At 73.3% G+C, this 14,345-nt stretch carries 15 protein-coding genes, 1 tRNA gene and 1 pseudogene; 10 read left to right on the forward strand and 7 right to left on the reverse strand.

Annotated elements, in window-relative coordinates; genetic code table 11:
- The first annotated feature begins 154 nt into the window (after positions 1 to 154).
- Positions 155 to 1,096: a RecB family exonuclease gene (locus V1634_RS31810; protein WP_407951883.1), complete on the forward strand. Its 942-nt coding sequence runs from the start codon at positions 155 to 157 to the stop codon at positions 1,094 to 1,096.
- 109 nt (positions 1,097 to 1,205) lie between these two features.
- Here V1634_RS31810 and V1634_RS31815 read toward each other — a convergent pair whose 3' ends face one another.
- Entirely contained in the window at positions 1,206 to 1,631 is a 426-nt protein-coding gene (locus tag V1634_RS31815) for a Fur family transcriptional regulator (RefSeq protein WP_331211397.1), read from the reverse strand.
- 209 nt (positions 1,632 to 1,840) lie between these two features.
- Here V1634_RS31815 and V1634_RS31820 point away from each other — a divergent pair, with 209 nt between their 5' ends.
- Positions 1,841 to 2,326, forward strand: a complete 486-nt coding sequence (locus tag V1634_RS31820; RefSeq protein WP_331211398.1) for a DUF2231 domain-containing protein — start codon at positions 1,841 to 1,843, stop codon at positions 2,324 to 2,326.
- 58 nt (positions 2,327 to 2,384) lie between these two features.
- Here the strand turns inward: V1634_RS31820 and V1634_RS31825 are convergent, their stop codons facing one another.
- A complete protein-coding gene (locus V1634_RS31825) occupies positions 2,385 to 2,726 on the reverse strand; it encodes a translation initiation factor 2 (RefSeq protein ID WP_331211399.1) in 342 nt (113 codons plus the stop codon).
- A gap of 92 nt (positions 2,727 to 2,818) precedes the next feature.
- On the opposite strand from V1634_RS31825, the gene V1634_RS31830 reads away from it, so the two are divergent.
- Entirely contained in the window at positions 2,819 to 3,004 is a 186-nt protein-coding gene (locus V1634_RS31830; protein WP_331211400.1) for a hypothetical protein, read from the forward strand.
- A gap of 73 nt (positions 3,005 to 3,077) precedes the next feature.
- Here V1634_RS31830 and V1634_RS31835 read toward each other — a convergent pair whose 3' ends face one another.
- The 3 genes from V1634_RS31835 to V1634_RS31845 all read right to left on the reverse strand — a co-directional run bounded on the left by V1634_RS31835 (position 3,078) and on the right by V1634_RS31845 (position 5,061).
- Complete coding sequence (locus tag V1634_RS31835; protein ID WP_331211401.1) at positions 3,078 to 3,698, reverse strand: flagellar biosynthesis protein FlgA; 621 nt, start codon at positions 3,696 to 3,698, stop codon at positions 3,078 to 3,080.
- Positions 3,699 to 3,919: 221 nt separating this feature from the next.
- Entirely contained in the window at positions 3,920 to 4,318 is a 399-nt protein-coding gene (locus V1634_RS31840) for an FmdB family zinc ribbon protein (RefSeq protein ID WP_331211402.1), read from the reverse strand.
- Between the two features lie 128 nt (positions 4,319 to 4,446).
- Positions 4,447 to 5,061, reverse strand: a complete 615-nt coding sequence (locus V1634_RS31845) for a 5-formyltetrahydrofolate cyclo-ligase (protein ID WP_407951884.1) — start codon at positions 5,059 to 5,061, stop codon at positions 4,447 to 4,449.
- Between the two features lie 101 nt (positions 5,062 to 5,162).
- Between V1634_RS31845 and V1634_RS31850 the strand changes: the two genes are divergently transcribed.
- The 6 genes from V1634_RS31850 (at position 5,163) to V1634_RS31875 (ending at position 12,072) form a co-directional block, all read left to right on the forward strand.
- Positions 5,163 to 7,883, forward strand: a complete 2,721-nt coding sequence (locus V1634_RS31850; RefSeq protein ID WP_331211403.1) for a diguanylate cyclase — start codon at positions 5,163 to 5,165, stop codon at positions 7,881 to 7,883.
- A 9-nt stretch (positions 7,884 to 7,892) separates the two neighbouring features.
- A complete protein-coding gene (locus tag V1634_RS31855) occupies positions 7,893 to 8,849 on the forward strand; it encodes a UTP--glucose-1-phosphate uridylyltransferase (protein WP_331211404.1) in 957 nt (318 codons plus the stop codon).
- Positions 8,850 to 8,871: 22 nt separating this feature from the next.
- On the forward strand, positions 8,872 to 10,188 hold the full coding sequence (locus V1634_RS31860; RefSeq protein ID WP_331211405.1) for a molybdopterin molybdotransferase MoeA: 1,317 nt from the start codon (positions 8,872 to 8,874) through the stop codon (positions 10,186 to 10,188).
- Positions 10,185 to 10,826 (forward strand): GNAT family N-acetyltransferase, encoded by a 642-nt coding sequence (locus V1634_RS31865; RefSeq protein WP_331211406.1) that lies wholly within the window; start codon positions 10,185 to 10,187, stop codon positions 10,824 to 10,826. The genes V1634_RS31860 and V1634_RS31865 overlap by 4 nt, the downstream gene beginning before the upstream one ends.
- A gap of 217 nt (positions 10,827 to 11,043) precedes the next feature.
- Positions 11,044 to 11,901 carry a divisome protein SepX/GlpR gene (gene sepX / locus V1634_RS31870; RefSeq protein WP_331211407.1) on the forward strand — a complete coding sequence of 286 codons (858 nt, stop codon included), beginning with the start codon at positions 11,044 to 11,046 and terminating at the stop codon, positions 11,899 to 11,901.
- Positions 11,902 to 11,998: 97 nt separating this feature from the next.
- Positions 11,999 to 12,072: transfer RNA gene (locus V1634_RS31875), tRNA-Ala, on the forward strand.
- A 139-nt stretch (positions 12,073 to 12,211) separates the two neighbouring features.
- On the opposite strand, the gene V1634_RS31880 is transcribed toward V1634_RS31875, so the two are convergent.
- Positions 12,212 to 12,487 (reverse strand): transposase, encoded by a 276-nt coding sequence (locus tag V1634_RS31880; protein ID WP_407951885.1) that lies wholly within the window; start codon positions 12,485 to 12,487, stop codon positions 12,212 to 12,214.
- Between the two features lie 189 nt (positions 12,488 to 12,676).
- Here V1634_RS31880 and V1634_RS31885 point away from each other — a divergent pair, with 189 nt between their 5' ends.
- Complete coding sequence (locus tag V1634_RS31885; RefSeq protein WP_331211408.1) at positions 12,677 to 13,897, forward strand: IS110 family RNA-guided transposase; 1,221 nt, start codon at positions 12,677 to 12,679, stop codon at positions 13,895 to 13,897.
- Between the two features lie 13 nt (positions 13,898 to 13,910).
- Here V1634_RS31885 and V1634_RS31890 read toward each other — a convergent pair.
- A pseudogene (locus tag V1634_RS31890) lies at positions 13,911 to 14,345 on the reverse strand (IS256 family transposase); the annotation flags it as partial.

Below are 14,345 nucleotides of genomic sequence, written 5' to 3' on the forward strand. Positions count from 1 at the left end.
CCGCGTCCGGTCATCCGGGTCCGGGGTCACCCGCTTCCGGCCGCCGCCTCTCCGGCCTGCCTCCGGCGTGTCTGCCTCTCCGGACGCGTGTCGTCCGGCGGGCGGCGGGTGGCGGATCGACGGGGGTGTCGGACCGGCATGGCAGGATCGGTGCGTGCGAAGGCCATCGTCCGCCAACAACCGGACTCCTCGACCACGCGACGGCCAGCCCGAGCAGTTGGGGTTCGAGGGGATGCCCGAGCGCCTCTTCGTCTGCACGCCGAGCAGGCTCGGCACCTACACGGACTGCCCGCGCCGATACCGCTACTCCTATGTCGACCGGCCGGCGCCACCCAAGGGGCCGCCCTGGGCGCACAACTCCCTCGGCGCGAGCGTGCACACCGCACTGCGCAACTGGTATGCGTTGCCGCCCGACCGCCGCCGCCCCGAGGCGCTGCCGACCCTGCTCAAGGGCACCTGGGTCCGGGAGGGCTACCGCGACGAGGAGCAGGAGCGGGCGATCTTCCGCCGGGCGCTGGAGTGGCTCGAGTCCTACGTGGAGACACTGGACCCCGACGACGAACCGTTGGGGGTGGAGCGGGTGGTGGCGGTCAAGACCGCCGTGCTGGCGTTCAACGGTCGCGCCGACCGGATCGACTCACGCACCGGCCCGGACGGTCCGGAGTTGGTGATCGTCGACTACAAGACCGGGCGTACCGGCCTGGACTCCGACGACGCCCGTGGCTCCCAGGCGCTCGCGCTCTACGCCTACGCGGCCGAGCGGGTCTTCCGCAAGCCGTGCCGGCGGGTGGAGCTGCACCACCTGCCGACCCGGACAGTGGCCGGGCACGACCACACCGAGGAGTCGCTCGCCCGGCAACTCGCCCGGGCCGAGGACACCGCCCGGGACATCATCGCCGCCGAGCGGGCGGTCGCCGACGGCGCCGACCCGGACGAGGCCTTTCCGGTCTCGCCCGGCATCCGGTGCGGCTGGTGCGACTACCGCCGCAGTTGCCCGGCCGGTGCGGACGCTCCCGACCGGGAGCCCTGGTCAGCGGTCGAACGGGCTCTCGTACCCGTCGAGCCGGGCGACGGCGGGCACGCCGAGACGGCATGACGGCGCCTACCGGTCGCTCGCCCGCATGCCGGTGCCCTCGGCGAATGCGCCCGTTGGACGGCAGGCGGCAGGTGGTGCGGGGTGCGTGGTCGGCCGGGCGGAGCCGTGATCAGTCGTCGGTGGCCCGGCGCGACTGGCAGCTCGGGCAGAGGCCCCAGTAGGTGACCTCGGCCTCGTCGACCTCGAAGCCGTACGCGGTCACCGGGTCGAGACAGGGTGCGGAACCGACCGCGCAGTCCACGTCGGCGATCTCACCACAGCCCCGGCAGACGACGTGGTGGTGGTTGTCACCGACCCGCGCCTCGTATCGGGCAGGTGACCCGGCCGGCTCGATCCGGCGGGAGAGCCCGGCCCGGGAGAGCGCCCCCAGTACGTCGTAGATCGCCTGGGTGGAGACCGAGTCCAGGCGCTGCCGGACCCGCTGGGTGATCTCCTCCACCTCCAGGTGCCCGCCGGCGGCCAGCACCTCGAGGACGGCGAGGCGCGGCCGGGTGACCCGAAGGCCCCTCGACCTGAGCAGTTCCTCGCCAGTCATCCCACTATCACAGCACGTCGATGGGACGCCAACAAGGCGGATGCGAGTCGATCGTGGCGCCCGCCACACGTACCCGGTGTCACCGGAGGTGGAACCCGGGTGAACCGCCCCGGCTCGATCCCCGTGTACCGGTATAGGTCGCGGATGACGTGATCGAATTCTCGTACCGTCCGTTGGCTCCCGTCGGGAGCGGTAGCAAGGAGGCGTCGGTGTTCAGGGAAGTCATGGGTCTCCCCGCACACGCGTTGCTGGTGCACGCGGCCGTCGTCTTCGTGCCGCTGCTCGCGCTGGTCTCCACCGGGTACGCCGTGCTGCCCCGGTTCCGCAGCCGGCTCGACTGGGCGGCGGCGGTGTTGGCGGTGGTCGCGCCGGTCGCCGCCTTCTTCGCGGTGCAGTCCGGTGAGGAACTTCAGGAGGTACTGACCGCCAAGGGCTACGGTCCGGAGATCCTCCAGAAGGTGGTGGAGCACCAGGGCTACGGCGAACTGGCCCTCTGGTGGAGTCTCGCCCTCGGCGTGGTGACGCTGGTGCTGCTCGTGGTGACCAGCCCCCGGTTCACCCGGGAGCGGTCCCTGCCGGGGTGGCTCAACCTGCTGCTCGGCGCGATCGTGGTGGTGCTCGCCGCGCTCAACGTCTGGTACGTCTACCTCACCGGCGACACCGGCGCCGAGGCGGTCTGGCAGGGCGTCCTCTAGCCGGGCGTCCTCTGGTCCCGGCCGAGGGCCGCCGGGTGGCCGGCCGGACGCCGCCGGGTCAGAAGAGGGCCCGGGAGCAGAGCAGGCACATCAGTACCAGTACCACCGCACCGCCGACCATGCCGACTCCGTAGGTCAGCGTCCGTGCGCTCCCCTCCTCGGCGTCCAGTGCGGCATGGTCCTGGCCCGGCAGTGGCCGTGGCGCCGCCGGCTGTACGTGTAGCGGTGGGCGCCAGCCCGGCGGTGGAGTGACGCTCGGTGGCGGGCCGGGATAGTGACTCTCGGGCCGTACCGGTGGCGGTGCCGGGGACCCTGCCGTGGGCTCCGGGGCGTCGGCGGGTGGTCCGGTGGGTCGACGCCAGAAGGCGTCATCGGCGGAGTTCCCGCTCTGCGTCGTCACGCTGTCCGACGCTACCAACCCGAGCCCTCCGCGGCCCCTCGCCCGCTGTCCCGACGGAGCTGTCGGCCCAGCCGCCCGAGTACGCTTGGCGGGTGTCCGGGACGGAGAAGCAGCACAGCACGAGTGGCGGGCGGGACGACGAGCGGCCGGTCAGGTCGACCGGCGACCGCCGGGTGCCGCCGGAGCAGTCGGTGGACGACACCGACCGGGGCTGGGGCGAGCGGCCAAACTCCAACGACGAGCGGCTACTGGCCGAGCGCCCACCGCACTGGGGCTGACCGCGCCCAACTCGTCCAGGTCGCGGAGAGTCTGCCCACGCGCGGCCGGTCGGCGGCTCGGGCCGCGAGGCGGCTACGAGCGAACGATGATCGCAAAGCGGGTGGATTCCGGCATCCCGACCGCACGATGGGCCTGGTCGGGGCGGAGCGCCAGGTAGATGGCGCTGGCCGCGTCGTCGGTCTGGCCCGGCCCCAGCACGTCGAGCACCAGCACCCGGGTGGCCAGTACGGTCGGCTTCGGTGTCCGACCCGCCTGGTCACCGCCGGGTGCCGCGAGAAGATCCACCCGGGCTCCCGGCCGGGCCACGGTCAGCGCGGCCGGTTCGGCGAGCCGGATCGGCACCCCCACGGTCCCCTCCGGCACCGGCACCCCGCTCGGGGCTGCCGACCCACCCGGCGATCCGCTGGGGCGTGCCGCCGGTCCGCTCTGCGCCGGGCTCGCCCCGGCTGGCCCGGCGAGCCCCGTGCCGGCGACCGGACCGCCGGACCGGGACGGCCCACCCGCGCCGCCGGCGGGGCCGGCCGACGGCGCGGGACAGGACGACGTCGGCCCGCGCAGATGGAGCGCACCGAGCGCGAGCGTCAACAGGGCGGCCACCAGCAGCCAGCGCAGTATCGAGCCGGCGCCGGGGCGCGGCCAGCGGGTCGGGCTCAGGGTGGTGTCCCGACGGGTGGGCGTACGGTCGATCGCCACGGCGAACCTCCCTCGGCCCGGCGGCGCCAGCGAGGTCGGCACCGTCCGGTGCGCAGCAGGCTAGGCCAGGTCAGCCCGGGGAGGCAGCGGAGAACTCACAGCCTGTGGATAACTCGGAGGGCTGTGGATAACTTTTCCCGACCGCCGCGGCGGCACCATCCCCGACCGGTCGGGGGAGGACGGCAGATCGCCGGTCGGCCGGGGCGGGAGGCTGGCGGCCGTCAGGTCGTACTGGTCGAGGAGGAGGATGCCGCCTTCGGCTTGCTGGCGGACCCGCTCGACGCCCCGTTGGACGAGCCGGCGGCTCCGCCGCTGCCGGAGGTGCCTCCGCCGGTCGAACCCGAGTCGCCGCCGGAGCCGCTCTTCGCCGAGTCGCTCTTCGCGGAGTCGCTCTTCGTCGAGTCGGACTTGCTCGCCGTGGAACCGCCGCCCTCCGAACCGTTGCTCCGGGAGTCGGTCCGATAGAAGCCGGAGCCCTTGAACACGATGCCGACGGAGTTGAAGAGCTTGCGCAGGCGACCCTCGCACGCCGGGCACTCGGTCAACGGCTCGTCGGTGAAGGACTGCACCGCCTCGAGCTGGTGGCCGCACTCGGTGCAGGCGTACTGGTAGGTGGGCACGTTCCCCTCCGGATCTTGCAGCCTGTTGGCACTCGACGTATCCGAGTGCCAATGGTGCGGCATCGTACCCGTTTTCGTCCAGCCGAAGTGTCCAGGCCGACGCCGGGCGGGACTCCGACCGGCCGCCGTCAACCGGACCCCAGGCGCTGGAGCCCGCCGGAAGGGGTGAGCACGGCCCGTACCGGACGGTCGTGATCCATCGCCGGGACCGAGTCGACCAGCTCGCCGTCGTGCAACAGCGCCACCGTGAGAGCGCCGGGAGCGGCCCGGGCCAGGGCACGGTCGTACGAGCCGCCGCCGCGACCGAGCCGGACACCGCGCCGGTCGACCGCCAACGCCGGTACGACGACCAGCTCGGCGGCGCCGATCGCACCCCGACCGAGCCGGTCGGTCACCGGCTCCCGCAGCCCCCGACCGGCCGCCACCAGTGCACCCGGGCCGGCGTACGGCGCCCAGTCCAGGTCGAGGTCCGGTCGGAGTACCGGCAGCAGAAGCCGCCCGGTCGGTCCCAGCGCGCCGACCAGATCGTCCGGCAACCCGGCCCCGCCCGGCTCGCTGCCCACCGGCACGTAACCGGTGATCAAACGCGGTCGTACCCGCTGGACCAGGGCGCGCAACTCGGCCCGGAGGCGCTCGGCGGCGGCCAGCCGGGCCGGAGCCGACAGCGCCCGGCGTCGGGCCAGCATGGTGGCCCGGAGCGCGGTCTTGCGCGGACCGACACCTTCATCCGAAAAATCCGGCACGTAACACTCCCGGGACCAGGCCGGTTAACCATTGCGGTTGGGTCAGCATCGCAGCATCGGGTGCCGAGCTTCCGGGGGGATGAGTGACGCTGCGTGGACGGTTGACCACAGCTTTCCTCGCCGTCGTGCTCGGACCGGTGCTGCTCGGCGCGCTCTCCGTCGCCGGTACGGTCGCCACGGCAAGCCGCCAGCAGGCCGAACACCGGCTCAACCTCGCCGCCGAAGCCGTCCGTACGTCGGTCGGCGCGCTCTGCCGACAGTTGCACGCCACGGCCGGCGCGCTGGCCGTACTCGCCGATCCGGACAGCCGGACCGGCGCGGCGGGCGAGGTGGTGACCCGGGGGCTGGCGGACGCGGTCGTGATCATCGGCTCGGCCGACACGGTCGAGTTCGCCACCCCGGCGGCACCCGCCCGCCCCTGGGCGCCCTGCGACGGCCCTGCCGGGACCGGTCCGGCGCCCCGGGCCCTGGCGGCCCGGGTGGAACTCCGGGACGGCTCGGGATCGGTGACCGGCGCGGTCTGGACCGCGCAGGCCCTCGACGCGGCGTTCGTCCGCCGGCTCGCCACCGCCAGCGGGACGGCGGTGACCCTGCTGCGGGAGGCACCCGGGCCGGCCGTGACCTCCCCGGGTACGCCACCGTCCGACCACGTCCCGAACCCGGACCCCGTCCCGGGCCCCGTTCCCGACCTCGGGCCGGAACCGGGACTCGCGCCCCCGGTTCCCGGACCCGTCGGCGGCACCACACCCGGCACCGCCTCCCCGTCCGCCGGTGGTGTGCCGCCGGGCAGCGTCTCCGCGTCCGCCTCCTCGTCGGTCTCGTCGTCCGCCGGTTCGTCCGCCGGAACCGCGGTGCCCGGGAGCGGAGTTCCGGACGCCGGACCGCAGGGGGCCGAGTCGCCGAGTACCGAGTCGACCGGTGCCCGGGCGGCCGTGCTCGCCGCCGCCCGGCGGATCTCCGGGGACAAGGTCGTCCAGGCGAACGGGGGCCGGTACGTCCGGCGGGTCGGCCCGGCCCCCGGTCAGCCCCTGCCGCTGGTGCTGTCGGTACCCCGGGATCCGCCGGTGACCCGGTACGGACCCCTGGCGATCGTCGTACTGCTCGCCGCGGTGTTCGCGGTGCTCGCCGCCGGCCGGCTGGCCCGCTCGGCCACCCGGCCACTGGCCGAGCTGGCCCGGGCCGCCGACCGGGTCGCCGAGGGTGACCTGGCGACCCGGGTGCCGGTCCGGTCCCCGGACGAGGTCGGCCGGCTCGCCGACAGCTTCAACCGGATGACCCGGGAGGCGGAGTCCTACCTCCGGGCACTGGTCGTCAGCCGGCACCAGTTGCGCGAGCAGCTCGCCGTGCTCGGCGACACCCTGGCCAGTTCGCACGACCTGCACCGGATCTTCCAGTTGCTGCTCCGGGCCGCGATGGCGGCGACCGGGGCCCGGGCCGGAGTGGTGCTGTTGCTCGATCCGAGGACGGGAGTCCTGGTCAGCCAGTGCACCGAGGGTCTCGACCGGCGCGGCGTCGGGCTCGGCCAACCGGCGGGTGCGGACCCGGACCGCCCGGCCGACGACCGGCAGCGGCCCGGGGATCCACCGGCGCTGCGGGTACCGCTCGGCAAGGGGCTGCTCGGCACGGTCGTGGCCACCGGTGAGCCGCGCCGGGGCCGGCTGGACCGGGACGGGCCGCGCCTCTACGGTCGCGAGCCGCGCTGCCGGACGTACGTCGCGGTGCCGCTGCCGTCCTCCGGTACGGCCGGTCAGCCGGCGTATCCGGGGGCGGAGCCGGGAACCGGTACGCCACCGCTGCGCCCGGCGACCGCCGCCGGCTGGCCGGGTACCGGCGCCGAACCGGGTACCGCGCGTCCGGGGCTGGCGTTCGGGGTGGGGCGGATCCCGGTCGGCGTACTGGCCCTCTACGACCGGCTCGGCGCGGACGAGTTCGACGACGTCGACCTGGTCACCCTGGGTACCTTCGCCGACCACGCGGCGGTGGCGGTGGAGAACGTCCGGATGCACGAGGAGGCGCAGCGGCTCTCCCTTACCGACCCGCTGACCGGGCTCTGGAACTACCGTTATCTGAAGGAGTCGATCCGGCGGGAGATCGAACGGGCCAGCCGGTTCGGCCGGATGCTCAGCGTGCTCGCCCTCGACCTCGACCGGTTCAAGGAGGTCAACGACACCTACGGGCACGCGGCCGGAGACGCGGTACTGGCCGAGTTCGCCCAGCGGATCCGGGGCGCGATGCGGGAGGTGGACCTCGCCTTCCGCCAGGGTGGCGAGGAGTTCGTGGTCCTGCTGCCGGAGACGGATGCCCGGGGGGCGGCGACGGTGGCCGAACGGCTCGGCGCGGCCGTCCGGGAGACCCCGATGGCGATCCGGCCCCGGTCCGGCGCCGTCGCCCCGGTCCGGGCCCTGGTCTCGGTCACCGTGTCGATCGGGGTCGCCGTCTATCCCGACCACGCCACCACCGGCCCGCAGTTGCTGGCCGCGGCCGACGAAGCGCTCTACGCGGCGAAGGCGGCGGGCCGCAACACGTACCAGATGGCCACGGCCGGCCAGCCAACCATGCCCGGCGGCCAGCCAACCATGCCCGGCGGCCAGCTCGCCATGCCCAGCGGCCGACCGACCATCGAGGAGATTCCGGTCCGGGCCGGCGCGGCGACGCCGGACGACGGGCTGCCCTGGGCCGGCGGCCGGCCGATGCCCGGCGCGGGCGGCGGCTGGCCGACCCGGGCGGGGCGGTCCGGCGGAGACGGACCGGTCACCGCGGACGGCGGCCCGGACGGCGCGTTATCCGGGCCACAACCGCCGCGCCAGGGCCGTGGCCGATAGTCTCGCGACATGCCGGAGAACGCAGCTACCCCAGCCAACTCCTCGACGTCGACGGCCGGACGACGGGCGGTGAAGGCGGTCATCCCCGCCGCCGGCCTGGCGACCCGGTTCCTTCCCGCCACCAAGGTGGTGCCGAAGGAACTCCTGCCGGTCGTCGACCGTCCGGTGTTGCAGTACATCGTCGAGGAGGCTGCCCAGGCCGGTATCGACGACGTGCTGCTGATCACCGGCCGGGGCAAGACCGCGATGGTCGACCACTTCGACCGCCGGCCCGACCTGGAGGCGCGGCTGGAGGAGAAGGGCGACCCGGAGCTGCTCGCGGCGGTGCGCCGGCCGGGGGAGCTGGCCCAGATCTACACCTGCCGCCAGCCGGAACAGCTCGGCCTGGGCCACGCCGTCGGGTACGCCGAGACGCACGTCGGTGACCAGCCGTTCGCCGTCATGCTCGGCGACGAGTTCGTGAATCTCTCCGAGCCGCTGCTGCCGGCCATGCTGGACCTCCAGGCCCGGACCGGCGGCATCGTGCTCGCCTTCTTCGAGGTGCCGCCGGAGGAGACCAAGCGGTACGGCATCGCCTCGGTGGCGCCGGCCGACCGGAGCTTCGCCGACCTCGGCGAGGTGGTCGAGGTGACCGGGCTGGTGGAGAAGCCGAAGCCGGAGGACGCGCCGAGCAACCTGGCGGTGCTCGGCCGGTACGTGCTGCCCAGCGCGATCTTCGAGGCGATCGGGCGTACCGGTAAGGGCAGCGGCGGGGAGATCCAGCTCACCGACGCGATGGGTCTGCTGCTCAAGGAGGGCATGCCGGTGCACGCGATCGTCTACCGGGGGACCCGCTACGACACCGGCATGCCGCTGGGCTACCTCCAGACGGTGGTGCAACTGGCCTGCGAGCGCGAGGATCTGGGTGCGGAGTTCCGGCAGTGGCTGGGCGAGTTCGTCGCCTCCGACGCCGGCCGCCGCACATGACGGCCCCCGGTGAGGTGACGGTGTGACAGCGACGGCCGATGCCGAGGCGGCCGCCAACGAGCTGACGCCGCTCGCCGACTACCTGGGCAGCGTGCTGCGCAGGTTGCGGGCGCTTCCCCCGCTCGACCTCGACCTCACCCAGGCGTACGGCAACGTGCTCGCCGAGGACGTCGTGGCGCCGCACGCCTATCCGGCCTTCGACCAGGCGGCCATCGACGGGTACGCGGCGCGCTGGGAGGACATCTCGGGCGCGGGGCGTACCGGCGGGGCCGGCGGCTACAGCCCGAGCCGCCTCGGCGACCCGCGCCCGGTGCGGCTCAACGTCGTCGGTGACCTCGGCGCGGCGAGTTGGCGGCCGGTCCGGCTGACCCCGGGCGCCTGCTTCTCGGTGGCGGCCGGTTCGCCGCTGCCGATCGCCGCCGACGTGGTGGTGCCGGTGGAGTGGACCGACCAGGGCATGGCGGCGGTCGAGATCTTCCGGACCCCGAAGCGCGGGTACGGGCTGCGCCGGGCCGGGGAGGAGCTGCCGGCCGGTACCCTGCTGGCCCGCGCCGGCTCGTACATCTCGCCGGCCCTGGTCGCGGTCTTCGCGGCGACCGGGATCGGGCACGTGGTGGTCCGGCCGAGTCCCCGGGTGGTGGTCGTGGCGACCGGGGACGAGCTGGTCGACGTCGGCCGGGCCAGCCAGCCGGGGCAGGTCGTGGACATCAACTCGCACGCGCTGACGGCGGCGGCCGCCGAGGTGGGCGCGCTGGCGTACCGGGTGGGCATCTGCGACGACGACCCGGAGGGGCTGCGCGGGCTGCTGGAGGACCAGACGCTCCGGGCCGACCTGATCATCACGACCGGCGGTACCGGCGCCGGCCCGGGTGACATGATCCGCCGGGTACTGTCCCGCCGGGACGGTGGCCGGGCCAGCGCGGTGACCTTCATGGAGGTCGCCCTCTATCCCGGAAGCGCCCTCGGATTCGGTACGGTCGGAGCCGAGGAGGTACCGGTGGTCTGTCTACCCGGTGAGCCCGGCGCGGCACTGATCGGTTTCGAGGTGCTGGCGAGGCCGGCGATCCAGTTGCTGGCCGGGGCCGAGCCGGTGTTCCGGCCCAGCGTCCGGGCACACCTGCTGGAGACGGTCTCCTCGCCGTCCGGGCTGCGGGAGTTCCGGCCGGCGCACGTGGCGGAGCGGCGCGGCGGGGGCTACACGGTGCAGCCGCTGCGCGGTGGGCCGTACACGCTCTCCGGGCTGGCCGAGGCGAACGGCCTGATGGTGCTCGGCGAGCGGGTGACCAGCGCGGCGGCCGGCTCCACCGTGGACGTACTGCTGCTGGACCGGCGCCGGTGACCTTCGCCGCGACCCCGGGCTGGCCGGTAGTACTCCGGGACGGGGCGGTGCTGTTGCGCCCGTACCGGCGGTCGGACGCGGCGGCCTGGTCCGAGGTGCGCTGTGCCAACCAGGCCTGGCTGGCACCCTGGGAGTCGTCCCCGCCCGGTCGGTGGGACGAGATGAACTCTCCGGCCGCGTTCCGCTGGGTGCACCGTGACCAGCGCAGGCAGGCGCGACGCGGCGAGAGCATGCCGTTCGCGGTCTGCCTGGTCGAGGGGGATCGGGAGCGGCTGGTCGGGCACCTGAATCTCGGCAACATCGTGCGTCGGGCGTTCTGCTCGGCGTACGTCGGCTACTGGGTGGACGGCCGGGTGGCCGGGCGCGGCGTGATCCCGACCGCGATGGCGCTCGCCGTCGACCACGCGTTCGGGCCGGGCGGGCTGCACCGGATCGAGGTCAACATCAGGCCGGAGAACGCCCCGTCCCGGCGGGTGGTGGAGAAGCTCGGCTTCCGCGAGGAGGCGTACCACCCCCGCTACATGCACATCGACGGTGCCTGGCGCGACCACATCGGGTACGCGATGACCAGCGAGGAGGTCATCCGGGAGGGCGGCCTGCTGGCCCGCTGGCACCGGCTGCGCGCCGCCGCTTCCTGACCCCGACGTGCCGCCCTGTTGATCTCCTTAGTCGCTGGTCGGCCGGCGCGCCGCACGATATTCCTGGTGTGTCCCCGTAACCTGAAGTAATCGGGACGTGCGGCAACGTCGGACGGACCCGCGGCTCCGGGAGCCGGTCCGCGCCTGCCGTGGACCGCACCCGGCGGTGCGGGAGGTGCTCGTCCGGTCGGTTGCCCCGAGGTGGGTGACGGGAGGGATGAGGGTGCCGGCCTCGGTGCTCCTCGCCGTCCTCGCCGCAGCCGGTCTGCTCGCCCTCGCGCCGGCACTGGTCCGCCGGTACGACGCCACGGAGCGGCTGGCCGCGGAGCGGGCGCAGTCGACGGCGCGGGTGCTCCAGCGCCATCGACGGCGCCGGAGTGTCCCGGGACGGCAGCCCGTCAACCCGCCGCGTACCCGGATCGTCACCCTTCGTGCCGGCGTTCCGCCCGCCGACGTCGCAGCCGAACCCGTCTCGCCGGCCGCCGGCCCCCGTTCGCCGGTCTCCGGGCCGCCCGTCTCCGGCTCGTCCGTCTCCGGCCCGCCCGGGAACGGTCGGCGGAGCCGTCGGCTGCGCTCGGTGCCCCGGCCCCCGGGACCGGCCCGGCGCCGGCCACCACCCGCCCGGCACACCCCGGCCGTCTACCGGCGACGCCGGGTCTTCGCCGCCCTGCTGCTGCTCAACTTCGTCGAGCTGGTCGGGGTGGTGCTGGTCAGCCCCGGCTTCTGGATCGGCTTCGCGACCACCGGCACGCTGCTGGCCGCCTACCTCGTACACCTGCGGAGCCGGGCCATCGCCGATCGTCGGCGGCGGCGGGCGGAGGCCCGGGAGGCGGCCTGGCTGGCCGCCCGGCAGGCGGAGGTCCGGCGCGCCCAGGCCCGCCGGGCGCAGGCCCGTCGGGAGGCCCAGCGCCGCCTCGCGGCCCAGCGGGAAGCGGTACGCCGGGCGGCGCTGGGAATGAACCGGACGGCCGACCTGCCGCCGGCGGCCAGTGGGGGTGGCCGGGCGGCGGGCACCGTCTCCTACCGGCGGGCCGGTGGCCTGCGCGGGCGGCCCTACGAGGCCGGCGGGCGGTGACCGCCGTCGCGTGACGTGTCGGCGGGGCTGGTTCGCGCTCGGGTCGGCCGACCTGTTAGCCTTGGCGCCGGCTCGCCGTTCTGGGTGGGTCGATCAAGGGGCTGTGGCGCAGACCGGTAGCGCACCTCGTTCGCATCGAGGGGGTCAGGGGTTCAAATCCCCTCAGCTCCACAAAATCAAGGCCCTGACCAGCAAGAACGCCGGTCAGGGCCTCAAGTTTATCTATGCGATTTTGAACCACCCCCCCGAAAACCCCACAAACGGGAGTGTGTCGATTTCCGTGTTTGGGCCTGTGGTGTGATCGGGGTTGTTAGATGGTGATCCGGTCGCCGTGGGCGAGGATCAGGGCGTTGAGGGCCTTGGCCCAACCGTAGACCCGGCCGGTGATGCTCCCGCCTCCCTTACGTTTCTGCTGGACGACGAGGTAGAGGACCTTCATCGCGGCCTGCTCGGTCGGGAAGTGTCCGCGCCGCCGGGCGGCTTGCCGGAACCGGGCGTTGAGGCTCTCGATGATGTTGGTACCCGGTATGAAATCAGGCGGAGGCCCGCGTGGTGTTCTGCTGGTCCGGCGCTCCTGGCCGGGCATACGGTGTGACCGTCCGGAACAGGGGCCTTCGGGGAACACGTATGGGCAGGCCGTTCTTGCTCGATGGGCTGCGAGCCCGTGTTAGTAGTTGGCCGCCCCTGCGACTGGTCCGGCTGCGCTGCGAGCGCGTATCCGTAGGTGTCGTTCCGTCCCAGCGGTTCCCCACCGATCGAGCAGCGGAGGGAGCAGATGATGGTCCGCTATATCGGTATGGATGTGCACCGCGAGTTCGCGCAGCTGGCGGTCGTCGAGGACGGTCTCGTGCGTGACGAGGGCCGTATCGGCGTGACGTCGGAGGCGCTGCGGCAATGGGCTGCTGGCCTGCGCGATGATGATCAGGTCGCGTTGGAAGCGACTGGTAACAGCGACGCGATCACGACCCTGTTGACCCCTGTCGTCGGCCGGGTCGTGGTGTCGAATCCGTCGAAGACCCGGGCGATCGCGGAGGCCAAGGTCAAGACCGACAAGGTCGACGCCCGGATTCTGGCGCAGTTGCTGGCGGCGGACTTCCTGCCGCCGGTGTGGCTGCCCGACGAGCGGATCCGTAGCCTGCGGCGGCAGGTGACCCGCCGCGCTCACCTGGTGCGCCAGCGCACCAGGATCAAGAACCAGGTCCACGCGATCCTGGCCCGCAATCTCGTCCCGACGCCACCGGTGTCCGACCTGTTCGGCAAGACCGGACGGCACTGGCTGTCACGCCAGGCGTTACCCACCGATGAGTCTTCCAGTGTGCGGGCGCTGCTGCGGCAGCTGGACTTCCACGGCGAGGAACTCGCCGTCGTGGATAAGGAACTCGCCGTCGAGGCGTTCGCCGACCCGGCGGTCGCCCGCCTGATGACCATTCCCGGCGTCGACGCGATCGTGGCGATCTCGATCGTCTCCGCGGTGGGCGACTTCACCCGGTTCAGCGACGCGGACAAGCTCGTCGCCTATGTCGGGCTCAACCCGAAGGTGCGCCAGTCCGGCAACTCTGCGCCGGTGCACGGCCGGATCAGCAAGGCCGGACGGGCGCACGTGCGCGGCGTCCTGGTCGAAGCCGCCTGGTCCGCCAGCCGCGCCCCGGGACCGTTGCGCGCGTTCTTCCAACGCGTCAAGGCCCGGCGCGGGTTCCCGACCGCCGTGGTCGCCACGGCCCGCAAGATGACCGCCCTGGCCTGGCACTTGGTGACCAAGGACCAGGACTACGCCTTCGCCCGCCCCGGCCTGGTCGCGCACAAGCGGCGCAAACTCGAACTCGCCACCGGAGCACCCTCGCGGCGCGGCAACCACGGCACGCCCGGCACGGCCTACAACGACAAGCAACGACGTGCCGCGGAGACAGCCGCCGCCGAACAGGCCGAACGCGCCTACGAAGTCTTCGTCGCGCACTGGCAACCACACAATCCCGCGAAAACCCGAGCGAAGACTTGACGATTTCATCCGTGGTGTAGAGGACCTTGCGGACCTCGTGGTCGTAGTCCAAGAAGGGCACGAACTGCGGCCAGGAGGTGCGCCACAGTTTGATGACGGCGGGGTACTGGTCACCGAACTCGGCGGCGAACGTCTCGAAGCGGGCCTCCGCCGCGGCGACGGTGGGGGCGGTGTAGATGTCCCGTAGGGCGGGGGTGATCTTCTGCCAGTCCTTGCGGTTGGTGTACCGCAGCGACGCCCGCACGAGGTGGACGACGCACTGCTGGTGCACGGCGTGGGGCCAGACCTGTTCGATCGCGTCGGTCATGCCTTTCAGGCCGTGGGAGCAGACCATGAACACGTCCTCGACACCGCGGTTGCGTAGTTCGGTGAGGTACCCGGCCCACTGCTTGGCGCCCTCACCGCCGGTGCCGGCCCACATACCGAGGACGTCACGTTCCCCGTCGAG

Origin of the sequence: Plantactinospora veratri, from assembly GCF_036421995.1 — a bacterium.
In the GTDB taxonomy this organism is placed as follows: Bacteria; Actinomycetota; Actinomycetes; order Mycobacteriales; family Micromonosporaceae; genus Plantactinospora; species Plantactinospora veratri.